Origin of the sequence: Chitinophaga ginsengisegetis (assembly GCF_900168065.1) — a bacterium.
GTDB classification, from domain to species: Bacteria; Bacteroidota; Bacteroidia; order Chitinophagales; family Chitinophagaceae; genus Chitinophaga; species Chitinophaga ginsengisegetis.
The window spans coordinates 587,379-603,653 of the sequence record NZ_FUZZ01000005.1; the positions used below are offsets into that span (position 1 = coordinate 587,379).

A 16,275-nucleotide genomic window follows, 5' to 3' on the forward strand; every position below is an offset into this window, starting at 1 on the left:
TAAAAACTGCCCGGTACCCGGAAGGAACAGTTAGCAGTCAAAAGTCCTGATTACCGTAGTGGTAGGATGGGTAGCCTTTTTCTGCTGTTGATCAACGGGTGTAACACCGGCATTTAACCTGGCCACTTTAATTGCGCCCAGCTTCATTTTTTGCTCATTCTTCTTTTTCATACGAATATGTATTTAGTGAGTAATTGCTTTGAGTTGTTTTTTAGAGATGGCCAGCATTGATTCATAATACCTGCTGAGGAAATGATAAATCACCAGTTCATGTTTACGCTGATTGGATAACAGGAGCCTGTTAAGGAACATATGAATATAGCTGCAAAGGAGGTCGTCGCGGTTGGTAAGCTGTACACCCGCAAGCTGTTGCTGTATTTGGGCAGAGCGGGTCTGAAAACAAGCCACCGCTGCTTCAATACCATGTTCGCCATCCTGCAGGGGATCAAGTACACTGCTCACTTTCCGCATCTCTTCCCGGTATTTGTCGTTGAGCTGCACCAGCAGGGGCTTTTCACCACTAAATTCTTCAAAGAAACTTTTCTGGAGCATTTTTAACAGGGCCGATTTGGCGGCGAGCGTATACCCGAAATCATCCAGCAGCATGTCCACACCTCTTAACGCCAGCATCCAGCGGTAGTTTTCGCCTTCTTCTTCTTCCAAAAGATCCAGGATACCGATTACGCAGGTACTGTCGTAGTGAAACACCGCTTCACTAAATAGCATAGTACTGGCACCATAGCGTTCAATTTCTCTTTCGTAAGTATCTGTTTGAATCCGGTATATACTATCAGTGGCCAGTACCGCGTGCAATCTTTCCAGCACCGTACTCCAGAAATGCGGGTTAGTGCTATGATGAAACCTGATCCGCAGGTGATGTTCGGGATCGGTGTACCGGATAAAAAACCATTGGTCAATGATGTTTTCCTGCATCAGCTCCTGCGTTAACGGCAGGATCTTTTCTTTCAGGATATTTTCCGCGCTCCGTGTGCCGGCGTACAGTTTAACATACAGCCATTCGCTGCCGGTACTGAATTTTCGTTGAGGCGTAGCCGTATGTGCGGTAATTATTTCAGTTGTTTGTTTTTTTTCTTTTTCGGAAGATATATTCCTGAGCGGAATAATAAATTCGTTCGTATGCGCGCCATCGGGCCCGTTGATCCAGCAGTTTTCAGGTGTATGAAGAAATTCCTGCAGGGTTACCTGTTCTTTTTTAAGTAGGGTGGTTACCAGCAGCTGCACTGCCACTTCGTTTTCCAGGTCGGCGGGCAGTTCATTGTCGCCTTCCTTCACTACTACATAGCGGGGGAGTTCGAGCTGGGCGCGGATCTCCCGGAAAATTTCCATATACTTTTCCGGGGTTGCTTTAGCCAGCGCCGGGTATGTTTTTTTGTGCAGCATCCAGGTGCTTTTGCTGAGGATGATATTGCCGTATTGCACGCGCGGGTAAAAGGAAACCTCACCGGGGATCTGCCAGTGCCAGCCGATGCCGGTATGATAGTCCTGGAATTGCAGATCGCAAAGGAATTTATATACTGGTAGTCCCTGCCGGTAGTTGTGCGCGGTGCTGAGCCGTGGTACGATGATTTTATTCAGCCGCCGGGAACGCAGTACTACTTTATTACGCTGTACGCTCACCATCAGGTCGGAGAGGTGCAGCTGGTATTCTTCCGGCGCGAGGCTGTTGGCGAGATATACAATTTCGTACTCCCGTAGCCGTGGCCGCATCAGGATATTGCCTGTCCGTGATTCCGGCAGGTGAATAATTTCTGCATAGATTTTTTCCGGGTCGCTGGCTTCTTCGGCTTTTAAGCAGGCTTTTACATGGGCGGCGAGTTCTTCATCACCATGACAAAACCTTCCCAGCAGGTTAGCCGCTGAAGGGCCGCTACAGCCATTCATATCAAAGAGGTAGTCGCCGTTATCAATAGCGGCGGCGCTGTTGCTTAAAATGCTTCCCATCAGGTACATGCTGTGTGGGAGGGAAGGCGTTTCCTTTTCCCGGAAGCTTTCCAGGTGGTCGCGGGTGAGGGTGATCACCTTTTTATTTTCCTTCAGGCACTGGTGCAATTGCTGCAGCTGGAAGTCCTGCAGTTTACTGCGGGTGCTTGTCGCTGCAGTATTACGCGGCGGAACGTGTATATGATCTACCAGCGGCGTATGATCTGTATTGCTTTGGCTGTGGGCGCCGTAGCCGATACCGGCTTCACTGTCCAGCGCCAGGCTGAGCGGAATTTCCTGTTCTTCATACCGCTGCCGGAAGGCGTCGCAAAATTGCCGCAGGTCACTGTTGTTGTCGTTGCTGGCCAGCTTCCAGAGCTGTGCCACCTGGGCCGACAATTCATTGATCACAGTATGGCTCAGGGTGTTTTTTTCGGTGGAAAGAAACAGATCAGTTTGTACCAGGTCTTTATTGCTGGTTTCCGTTAACAGCGACTGCACCAGTTCATGCGTGGTGGTATACTTAGCGGTGCCTGTTTGTTGCCCGTTAAGCATACTTTGTATGGCCGTCAGCAGGGCCGTTGTTTCCTCTGTATGCTCCAGGTTTTTCAACCGGTTTACCAGGTGTATAAAAAACTCTTCCCCGGTAACGGTGGGTTCCAGTTCACTTACCAGCAACTGGTTCTGTAATAGTTCCTCCGTAAAGGCCGCGGCTTCTTCAGCGCTGATGTCTTCTTCTTCGCTTACAATGCTATTGCGTATATCCGTTAGCGTAGCGCCGGTACTGGCTGTTTCCAGCATTTTTTCCAGGTAGCTGCTATAGTTTACGGCCGTGAGGTAATAATTGCGGATCTTATTTTTAACGCTGTAGGCGGCGTAGCGGTATTGGGTGCCGGCAGCGTATAAAGAGTTGTTGGGATAATACAACAGTTGTTCCCTGATAGCGGGTACGGCGGTAATGACGGCGGTCAGCTCTGCCACGTAGTTCATGTCGAGGCGGCAATGCTTTTTATGCAACTGTTTATCGTTCAGTTGAATAGCCGTATGATCAGATAATCCGCCGGTGGCGCAGCCCGCAAAGAGGCCGTAAGGCGTGCACCGGCTGCTCATCCGCAGCAGGTAGCGGTACAGTGCGGATGCCAGCTTCTGGTTTTCGCTGTCGGTGGCCAGCCACTTCTGCAATTCCTGGTATAACTCCGGAGAGGCAATATAGATAGCTTCCTGCAGGAATTCGTCCCGGAAAATAGCTTTGATAACAGGAGCAAGGGAGGCGTGAGAGATATGGTGTAACTGAGTGACAATATTCACCGGTAATAACGGTGTTCTTACCACATAGAAGTTTTCAGCTCTGATCATGGCGCAAGGTCAACATTAAAAAAATGAAGGTAATTTTTTCTGCCACAGCAAAGTATCACGTAAAACCGGTAAAAAAGATGTTTAAACATGGTTATCTGAAAAATCACGTTTTTACGTGATCCCGATATTCTTACTTTCTCCCTACATTTATCATCAATCCTGTAATCTTATAAAAACCTGTATTTCGGATGACCCTATAATATTACACCTGCCAAATCTTATTGTCTATTTATTTTTCAACCATAAACATTTGCGAAATGAGAAAAACACCTGTAAAAAAGTTGGCCCTCGGTAAATTAAAAGTGGCTAAACTCAGTATCAGCAGCCAGGAACAGGCCGATGGTAAAGCACCTACATATACCGGCTGCAGCCTGTTTATGAAATGTACTCCACCTATTTCCAAAGATCCTTGCTTCTAATTAAACTGAACAACCATGAAAAAATCCGGTAAGAAACTGAGCCTCGGTAAAATCAAAGTGGCCGACCTCAGCAAAGTAAATACTGAAAACAGGGAAGCTGCTCAGTTTATCCAGTCACTGGCTTGTGTGCCCAGCATTAAGATCACCTGTCTTAGCCAGGGTGCACCCGTTTGCAGTGAAGATTCCTGCATTTTCTAATTTCATCATTGTACTGTTTAAAAAATTGTGTCATGAAAAAAGCATCAGACAAAAAACTCAGTCTGGGTAAAATAAAAGTGGCCAGTCTTTCCAATGCAACAGGGCAACAGATGGCGGCTACTGTCGGCACCTGTTCCGTTCTGTGCTCGCTCAGGATTTGTACTGACAACATCAGCCAGGGCGCACCTATCTGCAGCCTCGACTCCTGTCGCTACTGATCAATAACGGATCGATAATATTCACAGCAACCTGACTGTATGGCAAAACATGTATTGCAGTATGCATACGTGTTTTGCCATTATATATTTTATAACGGCAATTTATTTTATGGATCAACAGCAAGAAGCTAGCTCCGCACTGCAAAGGATCTGCGCAGCGCTGGACCCATTTATCCTGGAAGATACCAATACCAGCCTGCTGGGAGGATATACCGGCGTAGCTTTGTTTTATGCCTACTACTACCAGCTCACCGGCAATGAAGAACACCTGGACAAAGTGCATCACATCATTGAAAAATGTTTGCAGGCGCTATCCGAAGAACCCATGAACGGTTCTCACTGCAGCGGCATTGCAGGCGTATCCTGGTGTATCCAGCACCTGGGCACGATGGGGTTTATTGAAGCAGATGATACGGACGATACCTTTGCAGACATCGATCTGCTGGTAGCTGATTTTATGGCCTCAGAGTTGGCGGAAGGGAGGAATGATTTCCTGCATCACGGTCTTGGTACCGCGCTTTATTTCCTGGAACGGTTGCCGGCCGCCACAGCAGTTACCCAGTTGGAAAACCTGGTGGCGCATCTCGAAAAAAGCGCTATCTCTTTACCGGGCGGCATCGCCTGGAAGGATCATTTCTCCAGCAGAAGCCAGCAGCATCCCGACGAAGACCTCTTCAATCTCGGGCTGGCGCATGGCGTGCCTGCCATCATTTCGGTGCTGGCGCGGTGTTATGAAAAAGGGATTGCAAAGGAACGTTCCCGCCGGTTAATAGACCAAAGTGTTCAATGGTTGCTGCGTACAAAAAATAACGCAGCTGAAGCTACACATTCACGCTATCCTACTATTGTAAATACTGCCAATAAAGTAATGGGCGATGCGCACAGCAGGCTTGGCTGGTGCTACGGTGATCTTGGTATTGCCCTCACCTTGCAGGGCGCCGGCAAGCGGTTAAACAGAACAGATTACCAGGAGGAAGCGCAACAACTTTTTAAACATATTGCCGTGCACAGGAATGTAAAAAACAGCGCCGTACATGATGGCTGTTTATGTCATGGCAGCGCAGGTATTGCCCATATCCTGCAACAGGCGGGACTCGCCGCCGGTGGTGATGCCGCACTGCTCAATGCTTCCCGCTACTGGCTGCAAAATACCCTGCAAATGAATACCTGGGATGATGGGCCCGCAGGATATAAATTTTATCATCATCCCGATTATATCAACAGTCATAATGTATTGGAAGGTATTGCGGGCATCGGGCTGTCGTTGATCAGCTTTGCAGATACCTCCATCAAACCTGCATGGGGAGAGTGTATGCTGATAGATTAAACTTGTCTTGATTTTTTTACTATATTACATACATAGTAAATGAGCATTTCAGTTGTTCGCCCGATATTATTTATGCCATCGCATACAGACGTTACAGCAAACAGAAAAACCATGATCCGTTTATATTTCGTTGATGATCATCCATTGATACTCGAAGGATTGCGATCTTTACTCAGCAGGGAAAAAGATATTCAATTGGCGGGTGAAACCAGGAACGGATTATCCTGTCTTCATTTCCTCGATCAGCACACCGCCGACGTAGTACTACTGGATACCCTGTTGCCCGATATCAGTGGCGCAGAACTTTGTGCCTGCATTAAAAAACGGTACCCCGATGTGGCAGTACTGGGATTAAGTTACCATAAAAACGACAGCGGTATTGCCGGGATGCTGGACAGCGGTGCAAGTGGCTGCCTGATGAAAAATGCCGATAAAGAAGAGCTGCTGAGGGCCATACACGACGTATATTCCGGGCGCACCTATCTATCTGCAGAATTAAAACAGGTGCTTAAAAAAGACCTGCTGCCGTTACATATAACCAAAAGAGAAAAGGAAGTGTTATGGCTCATTGCCAACGGCCATACCAATCATGAAATTGCAGAAAAGCTGTTTATCAGTTCAGATACGGTAGATAGTCATCGCCGGAACCTGCTGGGCAAATTTAACGCACGGAATACCGCGATGCTCATAAAATGTGCCGTAGATAATAAAGTGCTGATCTGAGCCAGGCTCGTGCATATAAACAGGGATTTTTTTCACAGTGGTGCAGCACATTTTTTACATCCTGTAGAGATTTTTACCAGTAAAATACCGGAAAACCGCCCTTTTTCACTGGCACGATTTTTCGACATTTATTATCAGATGTTTCAGAATGGGGTGGTCTGGTAAAACAGATCTGAGATCAAACCCAAGCACCTGATCTGGGTAATGCCAGCGTAGGGAAAACGAAACAACTAACAGCTCCGGCCACAACCGGAGCTTTTTTTATGCTTTTACCGCCGGTAAGGATAACAATGGTATATTGGAATCATACGCCAGTTTTTTGGAGATGCTGTTATGGAAGAAAGAAGCGACCACTCCCAGTTTTTTAGGCACCACAATAATGATGGAAGCATGGTGACTATTGGCATATGATAAGATGCCTTCTACCGTGTTATCTTTATTGATATAGTCAAACGTAGCATTGTATTTATCAAAAATGTTGTGCAGTGTGGCAATAGATTCTTTTGTTTCTACTGTATAACTTTCACCTGCGGCTTTATCAACGTTTATCACCTGTAGGGCAGCTCCGGGAAAAGCATCCAGGAACTCATACAGCTGATGCGCCGGTATGGAGGCATGGTCTTTCAGATCGGTAGTAAATACCACCGAATTTATGGGTTTGCCAATCAGTGTGCTGTTGGGAACGATGAGTACAGGTACGGTACTTTCCTGTATCATCATGGAAGTAGTGCTGCCGAGTAATAGTTTTTCCAGGCCCGACCGGCCGGAAACCCCCATCACCACAATATCTATTTCTTCACTTTTGCATAAAGTACTGATATGAACAGGCAGGGAAACATCTTCCGCCATAAGGTCGATCCTTACATTTTTTGTGAGCGCGGATAAGCGGTCCTGCTGCAGGCCCAGGTTTTCCATACTTTCGAGATATATCTGCTGGTCATTGGCAGTATTGGCTACAGGTAAATCGGTACCTATAATGGTGCTTTGGTAAGCATGATACAAAACGATCCGGCTGATTTGAAGAGGATCCACCAGCTGGGCTGCATATTCCGTTGCCCGGAAGGCATTTTCTGAGAAATCCGTCAGGATGAGCATTGTTTTCATATGCATGTGTTTTGGTGCAAACAGATTAGTACGAAATTACTGCCAATAACAGTATGAACAATCGGAGGAACCTTATGTTCAGTGAAAATTAACAATCGGACGCCAGGCCGGTAATGTCCATTTTTGTACAGAAAAGTGTTCATATTTGAACAAAAAGGAACGGGCGGATTATTAAAATCCGCCAGGGTACTGGTTTCAGCTATGTGGCATTTGTTTTGGCCGGGCAGAGGGTATATTTATATCGTCGTAATTACCTGAAACTATGATCAGCAACTATTTTAAAATTGCCTGGCGGAGCCTTTCAAGGAGTAAAATGTACTCTTTGATCAATATTATTGGGTTAACCGTAGGTATTGCCTGTTGTATCCTGATAGTGTTATATGTGAAAGATGAATTGTCGTACGACCAATATCATAAAAACTACCATCAGATTTACCGGGTGTTGCATTCCTATCGTGAGATATCCGGTGAGAACTTGCGCCCGCCGTCACCAGATGAATACCAGGTATGGGGCAATGCGCCTGTAGCACCGGCTTTACAGGCAGACTTCCCCGAAATAAAAAAGACAGCCAGGTTCACCAGCCCTATAACCCTGTTACTGCAGAATGGAGATAAACGTTTCCAGGAAGGTAACCTGATGTTTGCTGATTCTACCACGTTTGACATCTTCAGCTGGAAACTGTTATACGGGAACCGGGAAACGGCATTAAATGCACCCAATAGTATTGTACTCACCGAGCGTATTGCAAAGAAATATTTTGGAGACAGTAACCCGGTAGGGCAGGTATTTCAAACCGATCAGGATAGCACTTCTTTAACAGTTACCGGTGTAATGGAAGATGTGCCTTCCAATTCTCACTTTACGTTTTCAGGATTGTTGTCGATGAGTACTTTTTATCGCTTCAGGCCGGATATCTTTAATGAGTGGGGGTATATCGACTTCTACACTTATTTCTTACTGAATGAAAATGCCGATATCAAAATGATGTCGGCAAAGGTGCCTGAATTTTTAAAACGGCGTATTTCCGGCCAGATCGGTTATATGATCGCTTTCGAACCCCTGAAAAATGCTTATCTCCGTTCACAAGCCATGCGGCAGCCAGGAACTACCGGCAGCTTGTCGAATGTGTATATTTTTTCGCTGGTAGCCGCTTTCATCCTGTTTATTGCAGCTATTAACTTCATCAATCTTACCACTGCCCGGTCTATGGAAAGGGCAAAGGAAATAGGTGTGCGAAAAGCAGTGGGCGCTCATCAGCAGAGTTTAATCCTCCAGTATCTTGTAGAAGCAGTAGTGATTTCCATGCTGGCCACGGTATTAGCATTTGCGTTGGTATTTCTTTTACTGCCGATGGTGCGTAATATCTCAGGAAAGCCTTTGCCATATGGTGATCTCATGTCCTGGAAGATGATGATTGTTCTGATATTCACACCTTTTTTGGTAGGAATCCCCGCAGGTATTTACCCGGCGCTGGTGCTGTCGCGTTTCAAGCCGGCCCTCGTGTTAAAAGGAAAATTTCATTCATCCGGGAAAGGTATTCAGCTGAGAAAGGGCCTGGTGGTATTCCAGTTTAGTTTATCCATTGCATTGATTGCATGCACAGCGATTGTATTTTCCCAGCTGGATCACCTGCGGTCGCATAACCTGGGCTTCCGGCAGGACCAGATGCTGGTAATTGATTACGGTGGCGATAACAAAGTAAATAAGAACATAGAGGCTGTAAAAGCTACGTTGGCCAACAACCCGGCCGTAATAACTGTAACCGCTTCCCGTGCTGTACCGGGAGAATTTTTTCCGAATGCAACTACTTTCATCGCTTCCCGAAGTGGTGAAATGCAATCTTTTGCCCCGGGGCTATATGAAATAGACGCAGATTTTTTACCCGCATATGAAATGAAGATGGCCGCCGGCAGGGCATACTCCCGCGATTTCCCGGCAGACCTGGAGCAGTCGCTGATCATTAACGAAGCTGCTGCAAAGCAATGGGGCTATGCCAATCCGCAGGAAATTATCGGGAAAAAATTCGAGCAATGGGGCCGTAAAGGCACCGTTATCGGCGTTGTAAAGGATTTCAATTACCAGTCGCTGCACAAAAAAGTAGAGCCGCTGGCGTTGAGAATGGCGCCATCTTATGTACTGAACAGGCTTTCCCTGCGTATTAAAACGGCACAGATAAACAAAACCATCTCGGAACTGGAACATACCTGGAATGAGCTGGAACCACAAAGACCCTTCAAATACAGCTTCCTGGACCAGGCGTTCAACGAACAATACCTGAAAGACCTCCGCTTCGGAGAAATTTTTGCCGCCTTTGGAACGCTTACTATATTGATTGCTTGTCTTGGTTTATTTGGCCTGGCTACTTTCTCCACCGAGAAACGCCTGAAAGAAATAGGCATCCGCAAAGTGCTGGGTGCATCTATCACCAGCATCGTCGGTTTATTATCCGGCGACTTCATTAAGCTGGTACTCATTGCCATCGTGATCGCAACGCCGCTGGGCTGGTGGGGCATGCACCGTTGGCTGAATGGTTTCGCCTACCGGGTAGATATCCACTGGTGGACATTTGGCCTCGCAGGATTGGCAGCGGTGATTATTGCTTTGCTCACGGTAGGTGTGCTGGCGCTGAAAGCTGCAAGGATGAACCCTGTGAGGTCGTTGAAGGCGGAGTAGCTAAATAATAAATAATAGCAGGACAGGCAGGTATTAGTTTTCCTATCGTATTCATGCAAGTTGGTGCGCGTTTATGATTTCGAGAGTGCTTGCGATGCTTATTGCTGTGGTGACTGTGAGTTCCCAGGCGGTTAAGACAGCCCTGGCGAATCCGGTGGCGAGTTTGAAGGTGGAGTGATTTTTATTCTGAATTTAGTATTAGGAATAAATAGAACTTTTAGTTTCTGTTAGTTTGGGCTCTTAATGTTTGTATAACAGACTGCCACTCGTCTTTGTCCTTTTCCTGAACAAAGTAGAATTTACGTCCCGGATCATAAAGAAAACCACCATAGCCGCTTACTTTGAATTTTCTCTTTTTCCCATCATTGAATTCGACAACCAACAAATATTCATCCTTCCAGATAGCAATTTTTTGTTTTTTACATTCCGAGCTGCCCAGAATACGAGCGGCATTGTTGATTTTTATTGGTTTTAATTTATCGATATCAGCCCATTGAATTCTCTCTGTGGTGACATTTATCGGCAAATTATAGAAATAAAAATTCCTGGCTTCATTCCAGTTGACGCATTGTTCCTCATTTGTATTGAAGTAAAGTAATGTTAAAAGATACAAGATTATGTTATTCATAGTGATAATTATTTACATTGAAAAGTATTGGCGGGAGATGTCCCACCTGTAAGATTTTTTTGCGTTATGGAAGTGGAATTAAATAGCCTGAGATCTTCCCCTAGATCTGCAGGATTTGCTCCTTGCCCCAACGGCCATGTACCAATTGTTTTAGGCACATTTAATCCAATGATATTTAAGGCCGAAATACAAATGTCCGTACAATTATTCCAGTTTAAATTATAATTGCCTTTTGTTGCAGCCGCAAATTGATCCATTGCTGTTTTGAATTGGGCGCCTGACACTTTGAAGGTAATGGAAACGTCATATGCAGTATTAGAATTATCGGCAATCGCACCGGAAGTTTCAGGCAAGAAAGGGGATACCATTGTCGACGGGTAGAAACCTACATACCGGCTAACCGGTGTGGATGCCCCACCAGACTGGGAAAATCCTAAGAAGGTATGCCCCACAGTTAAAGAATTTAAATCTAATGAACTGGGCAACTTATTACCGTAACCATCGGAAACAATGATACGGGAATTGGGGATCGGTTGTTTTACGTACAGTGTAATATTGTAAATTGAGGTACTATTTATATTGAAGCAACCGAAGTACTTTTTAAGGTCAGCGATTAATCGATCTACTGCCGGTGCTACTATCCATCTCGTAAACCTGATAGCCGGAACTGAATTATAATCAAAATTACCGCCACCAACGGGATCGATTGAAGGATTGTTTATGGCACTTCCACTACCATTGTCCGGTATATCCACACATTGACGGGTACTGTAATTGTACGTACATCCGTAGCTGATTCCCCTGAATGACAAGCAGGTATACCAATCTGTTTCGATGCATAAAGAACCTCCTGGCATTCTTGTTAAATGATTTTGATAGCGAAGGGTATCTATATTTGTGGTAAATAGGTTGACACCATCGGAAACAAAACTACGTGATAATCTTCCTGAATTATCAAAAACAAGAATTGACAGGCTATTTTTTGCATCATTGTTGGCAAAAAATGTTACCAGTTCAAAATTTATAATTCCACTCTTATTCTTACGAAATAGAAGGTATCTTTCGATGTTAGGAGGATACTTACTGTTCTGGCTTTTGATTTGCCTCGTCGGTGTTGGATGAATGTCTAATATCAAACAAGACTCTCCACTAATTTGTCTTTCATAACAAGTCTCCCACTTTAGGTTTTTGGGCAGGCTATCAATCATACCAATAGAATTCTTAAAATCAAACGTCACATTGTTATAGCTTTGCTTTGCCTCTGAAATAGTAATTTTGTCTGATAATATGGGGTCTTTTCTTTTACAGCTAGATATGAGTATAAGAAAAGCTAAACAGTAGTGAAAAGGTTTCATTAGGATCATGATTTTGGTCTAATCAAGTTAAATGATTTCCCCTATTCAAAAAATTGATATATGTCAAATATATGTATTGACTTAATTTTCATTATATTTAGAGCCTGAAATTACTCCCCACTCAAAATAACTAACCATAATGGATACCTTATTCGCTTTATTATCACAGTTAGGGCCTGTTTCTGAGGAGCTGAAATCACAAATATCTGCAAAATTGCAGTTTGCAAAGTTTAAAAGAAAACAAACGATATTATGGCAGGGAAATGTTTGCGATAATCTCTTTTTTGTATCTAAAGGATTGCTGAGAGCATATTATGAGAAGGATAATGAAGAGATTACCAGTTGGTTTATGATGGAGAATGATTTTATCATATCCGTTTTATCTTTCTTTAGAAGAATTAAAAGTTATGAATCAATTGAGGCATTAGAAAGCTGTGAACTGATATACATTACTTACGATGACCTTATGGAGTTGTATGCAAATTCTCTCGAGTTTAATATCATTGGAAGGAAACTTACAGAACACTACTATTGTAAAAGCGAAGAGCGGCTGTTGGCAATCAGGAAACAAACAGCTTTAGAGAAATACGAATTCCTCATGCAAAATTATCCCGATCTTACTCAGAGAGTTCCTTCAAAGTATATAGCATCCTATCTGGGGATTACACAGGAAACCTTCTCGAGAATAAAAGCTATTTATTGATATTTATCAATGTTGATTCTTGACATTTATCAATTTTATTTCTTGATAAATATCAATTAAAAATTCAATTCAAATCCCCTAATTTTGATCCCGAAGCGCTAAACACTTATCAAGCATTATCAAAGCAACAAATCCATTATCTTTTTAAAAGACGAAATCCCGTAGTAGCTACAATCAATCTTTACTTCCAATTAACAGGACATTGACTCAATACCAGATATTGAAGAGGCCATCGCATGGAACAAGAATTTCATTCATCCATTAAATAACCCAACCAACCAAAACAAACCCACTTCACCGCTCTTGATTGTACTGGGCGTGCAATTAAAGTGGTAAGCTCTCCCTTTCCTCCATCCGTTTCGGGGTGGGGGAATACGGGAGGCTGTTCTCCCCGCATAAAAACCTGAAATATGGCATACCTGAGCTTCTCCACAAACTACATTTGAGCCCTGCAACAAAATCCCGCAACCATTTCCACCCGACCTTTGCCTAAACAAAAAACAATACTCATGACAAAAGTTTGGTTTATCACAGGAAGCTCACGGGGCCTCGGCCGCAGTCTTACGCAGGCAGTTCTCGCCAATGGTGCTCTGGTGGCTGGTACCGCCCGTAACCCCGAACAATTAAACGATCTTGCCGCACAATACCCTGGTCAGCTACTGCCTATACAACTCGATGTAACAGATAGTAAACAGATCCAACAGGCGGTAGATACAGCGATCGCACACTTCGGCAAAATTGATGTGCTGGTAAACAATGCAGGCTTCGGTATCACCGGCGCAGCGGAAGCCTTTACAGAAGAACAGGTGCGCAGCCAGCTGGGAACAAATCTTTATGCGCCCATCGCTATTACCAGGGCGGTATTGCCGCACATGCGCCAACAACGCGCCGGCCGTATTCTCCAGATCAGCTCCATAGGCGGTCGCGTAGGAAACCCCGGCCTCACCATTTACCAGGCGGCGAAGTTTGGCCTCGGTGGATTCACGGAAGCCCTGGGCAAAGAAGTGGCCCCGCTGGGCATCTTCGTTACAGCTGTGGAACCCGGCGGCTTCCGCACAGATTGGGGCGGCGCCTCCATGACCTTCGCCACACCTATCGAAGACTATGAACCTACCGTTGGCTGGATGATAAAATATCTCCGTGAAGGCAATTATGTGCCGGTAGGCGATCCTGAAAAAGCAGCGAAAGTAATGGTGGAATTGGCCGATCATCCCGCGCCACCGGTACATCTCGTTTTAGGCAGCGAAGCAGCAGGAATTTTAAAACAGGCAGATGCTGCACGACAAACGGAATTTGAAAAATGGCTGCCCGTTAGCAGGTCTACTGATCACAACGATGCAGTTGATTTTTTCGGAACAACTGCAGCAGATAAGTTCGCTACAAAAACAGCACAATCATGAAAATAATAGATCAGATTTATATCAACGGCGACTTTGTAACACCACATGGCGCCACTACCTTCGATCTCATTAATCCCACTACCAACCAACAGATAGGACGGGTAACACTGGGCGATGAAACAGATGTCAACAGGGCCATCGCCGCGGCAAAGGCAGCCTTCACCACTTTCTCAAAAACTACGGTGCAGCAACGGAGCAACTACCTCCAACGCCTGCACGACGCAATGATAAAAAGACTACCGGATTTAGTGGAAGCCTCTGTCATTGAATACGGCGCACCAAGGCAAAGGGCGCTAGCCAGCAATCAACTGGCAGCCGACAGCTTCCTGCATTATAAAAAAGTACTGGAAGATTTCTCATTCACCCGCAAAGCAGGTACCTCCGAAGTGGTCATGGAACCATTAGGCGTAGTTGGAATTATTACGCCCTGGAATGCGAATGCCAGCTATATTTGCAATAAACTGGCTACGGCTATCGCGGCTGGTTGTTCGGCTGTTATCAAGCCCAGTGAAATGAGCGCTATTCAAACGCAGATTGTGACAGAAGCGCTTCATGAAGCACAGCTGCCGCCGGGAGTATTCAATATCGTGAATGGCCCCGGCAACGTGGTAGGATCAGCAATTACGCTGCATCCCGATATTGCAAAGATCTCTTTCACCGGCTCTACTGCCGTAGGCAAAATGATCGCACGCGGCGCAGCAGATACCATGAAACGGGTCACCCTGGAACTCGGCGGCAAGTCGGCCAATATCATCCTCGATGATGCCGACTTTCATACCGCCATTCCAATGGCAGTAGCGGCCTGCTTTATGAACAACGGACAGGCATGCATCGCAGGTACACGGCTGCTGGTACCGGAAGCACGACTGGAAGAAGTAAAGGCCCTGTTGAAAACGGCCGTGGCAAACGTGAAAACAGGCGATCCTATGAACGAAACAACGACCATAGGCCCACTCGTAAGCAGGAAACAATACGACCGCGTACAGCAGTATATTCAACTGGGCATCGATCAGGGCGCGGAATTACTGACGGGCGGGGTAGAACAGCCCGCAGGACTGGAAGCCGGGAACTTCGTACAGCCAACGGTGTTTACAGGGGTTACACGGGATATGCGGATCGCCAGCGAAGAAATATTCGGACCGGTTATGTCCGTGATGACTTACAAAACAACCGAAGAAGCCATCGATATCGCTAATGATACCGTATATGGCCTGATGGCATACATCAGCTCATCCAACGAAAAGAAAGCAAGGGAAATAGCCGGGAAAATTATAGCAGGAAGAGTGTTGATCAATACACTGAACCATGATCCCCTGGCGCCTTTCGGAGGATTTAAACAATCGGGTATCGGAAGGGAGTTTGGCGCATACGGACTGGAAGAATACCTTGAACCGAAAACCATCATTCTATAATATTATGTCGAAGGAAATTGTTTATTCCTGTTACGTGAACAGGAGCAGGGAAGGAGAGCAGTTTGTTCCGGTACATGTTTTTAGTTACCAGATTGCGGGTGCTATCACCTTCAACGACGGGCAACGCACACAAACTTTTGATGAAGGAACATTCCGTTTCTGCAGACGGAATAAGCTGCTCAAATTCTTTAAACAACCTCCGGAAAATGGTGAGTTTAAAACAATCTCCGTTTACCTCGATGAAACCACCCTGCGGAATTTCAGTATGGAATACGGCTACACTGCCGATAAACAGGTGGACAGTGAAACCGTGATGGAACTGAAACCCCACCCGCTGCTGCAAAGTTATGTGACCTCATTGCAGCCCTACGAAAAGCTGAACGAACCGGATAACGATAACCTGTCAGCCCTGAAACTGAAAGAAGCTATTCTCATCCTGCTGAAAGTAAATCCCGCACTCAAAAATATATTGTTCGATTTTACAGAGCCAGGCAAAATAGACCTGGAAGCTTTTATGCAGCAAAACTATCACTTCAATGTAGAAATAAAACGTTTTGCATATCTGACCGGCAGAAGCCTCGCCACCTTTAAACGCGACTTTGAAAAAATCTTTCATACCTCGCCCAGCCGCTGGCTGCAACAGAAGCGGCTCCAGGAAGCTTACTATCTCATTAAGGAAAAAGGAAGGAAAATATCAGATGTATATCTTGAAGTAGGATTTGAAGATCTGTCGCACTTTTCTTTTGCTTTTAAGAAGACGTTTGGCGTGGCGCCGTCGACGCTGGTATAAAAAAGGGCTGTCGTTTAAGACAGCCCT

15 protein-coding genes and 1 riboswitch are annotated in these 16,275 nt (G+C 45.3%); of the genes, 10 read left to right on the forward strand and 5 right to left on the reverse strand.

Features of this window, described 5'->3' with window-relative positions; genetic code table 11:
- Window positions 1-30: 30 nt before the first annotated feature.
- Both B5Z18_RS32630 and B5Z18_RS28590 read right to left on the reverse strand, forming a co-directional pair.
- Window positions 31-171, reverse strand: coding sequence for a hypothetical protein (locus B5Z18_RS32630; protein WP_159454460.1), 141 nt, complete (start codon window positions 169-171; stop codon window positions 31-33).
- A gap of 12 nt (window positions 172-183) precedes the next feature.
- The gene (locus B5Z18_RS28590; RefSeq protein WP_079472967.1) at window positions 184-3,297 is read right to left on the reverse strand and encodes a lantibiotic dehydratase; all 3,114 of its coding nucleotides are present in this window, start codon (window positions 3,295-3,297) and stop codon (window positions 184-186) included.
- Window positions 3,298-3,554: 257 nt separating this feature from the next.
- On the opposite strand from B5Z18_RS28590, the gene B5Z18_RS32635 reads away from it, so the two are divergent.
- The 5 genes from B5Z18_RS32635 (at window position 3,555) to B5Z18_RS28610 (ending at window position 6,182) form a co-directional block, all read left to right on the forward strand.
- On the forward strand, window positions 3,555-3,716 hold the full coding sequence (locus B5Z18_RS32635; protein WP_159454461.1) for a hypothetical protein: 162 nt from the start codon (window positions 3,555-3,557) through the stop codon (window positions 3,714-3,716).
- Window positions 3,717-3,731: 15 nt separating this feature from the next.
- Window positions 3,732-3,914, forward strand: a complete 183-nt coding sequence (locus B5Z18_RS28595; RefSeq protein WP_079472968.1) for a hypothetical protein — start codon at window positions 3,732-3,734, stop codon at window positions 3,912-3,914.
- Window positions 3,915-3,946: 32 nt separating this feature from the next.
- On the forward strand, window positions 3,947-4,132 hold the full coding sequence (locus B5Z18_RS28600; protein WP_079472969.1) for a hypothetical protein: 186 nt from the start codon (window positions 3,947-3,949) through the stop codon (window positions 4,130-4,132).
- 109 nt (window positions 4,133-4,241) lie between these two features.
- A complete protein-coding gene (locus B5Z18_RS28605; protein ID WP_159454462.1) occupies window positions 4,242-5,459 on the forward strand; it encodes a lanthionine synthetase C family protein in 1,218 nt (405 codons plus the stop codon).
- 111 nt (window positions 5,460-5,570) lie between these two features.
- Window positions 5,571-6,182 (forward strand): response regulator, encoded by a 612-nt coding sequence (locus B5Z18_RS28610; protein ID WP_079472971.1) that lies wholly within the window; start codon window positions 5,571-5,573, stop codon window positions 6,180-6,182.
- Between the two features lie 139 nt (window positions 6,183-6,321).
- A riboswitch (TPP riboswitch) is annotated at window positions 6,322-6,418 on the forward strand.
- 25 nt (window positions 6,419-6,443) lie between these two features.
- Here B5Z18_RS28610 and B5Z18_RS28615 read toward each other — a convergent pair.
- Window positions 6,444-7,286 (reverse strand): universal stress protein, encoded by an 843-nt coding sequence (locus tag B5Z18_RS28615; RefSeq protein WP_159454463.1) that lies wholly within the window; start codon window positions 7,284-7,286, stop codon window positions 6,444-6,446.
- A gap of 313 nt (window positions 7,287-7,599) precedes the next feature.
- On the opposite strand from B5Z18_RS28615, the gene B5Z18_RS28620 reads away from it, so the two are divergent.
- Window positions 7,600-9,960 carry an ABC transporter permease gene (locus B5Z18_RS28620; protein ID WP_235016071.1) on the forward strand — a complete coding sequence of 787 codons (2,361 nt, stop codon included), beginning with the start codon at window positions 7,600-7,602 and terminating at the stop codon, window positions 9,958-9,960.
- 217 nt (window positions 9,961-10,177) lie between these two features.
- Here the strand turns inward: B5Z18_RS28620 and B5Z18_RS28625 are convergent, their stop codons facing one another.
- Window positions 10,178-10,588 carry a hypothetical protein gene (locus tag B5Z18_RS28625; protein ID WP_079472974.1) on the reverse strand — a complete coding sequence of 137 codons (411 nt, stop codon included), beginning with the start codon at window positions 10,586-10,588 and terminating at the stop codon, window positions 10,178-10,180.
- A gap of 8 nt (window positions 10,589-10,596) precedes the next feature.
- Complete coding sequence (locus B5Z18_RS28630) at window positions 10,597-11,943, reverse strand: hypothetical protein (RefSeq protein WP_079472975.1); 1,347 nt, start codon at window positions 11,941-11,943, stop codon at window positions 10,597-10,599.
- Window positions 11,944-12,082: 139 nt separating this feature from the next.
- On the opposite strand from B5Z18_RS28630, the gene B5Z18_RS28635 reads away from it, so the two are divergent.
- From B5Z18_RS28635 to B5Z18_RS28650, 4 genes are all read left to right on the forward strand, one after another.
- Complete coding sequence (locus B5Z18_RS28635; protein WP_079472976.1) at window positions 12,083-12,646, forward strand: Crp/Fnr family transcriptional regulator; 564 nt, start codon at window positions 12,083-12,085, stop codon at window positions 12,644-12,646.
- Window positions 12,647-13,155: 509 nt separating this feature from the next.
- Window positions 13,156-14,046, forward strand: a complete 891-nt coding sequence (locus tag B5Z18_RS28640; protein WP_079472977.1) for an oxidoreductase — start codon at window positions 13,156-13,158, stop codon at window positions 14,044-14,046.
- Entirely contained in the window at window positions 14,043-15,458 is a 1,416-nt protein-coding gene (locus tag B5Z18_RS28645) for an aldehyde dehydrogenase family protein (RefSeq protein WP_079472978.1), read from the forward strand. The genes B5Z18_RS28640 and B5Z18_RS28645 overlap by 4 nt, the downstream gene beginning before the upstream one ends.
- A gap of 4 nt (window positions 15,459-15,462) precedes the next feature.
- Window positions 15,463-16,248, forward strand: coding sequence for a helix-turn-helix domain-containing protein (locus tag B5Z18_RS28650; RefSeq protein WP_079472979.1), 786 nt, complete (start codon window positions 15,463-15,465; stop codon window positions 16,246-16,248).
- Window positions 16,249-16,275: the final 27 nt, after the last annotated feature.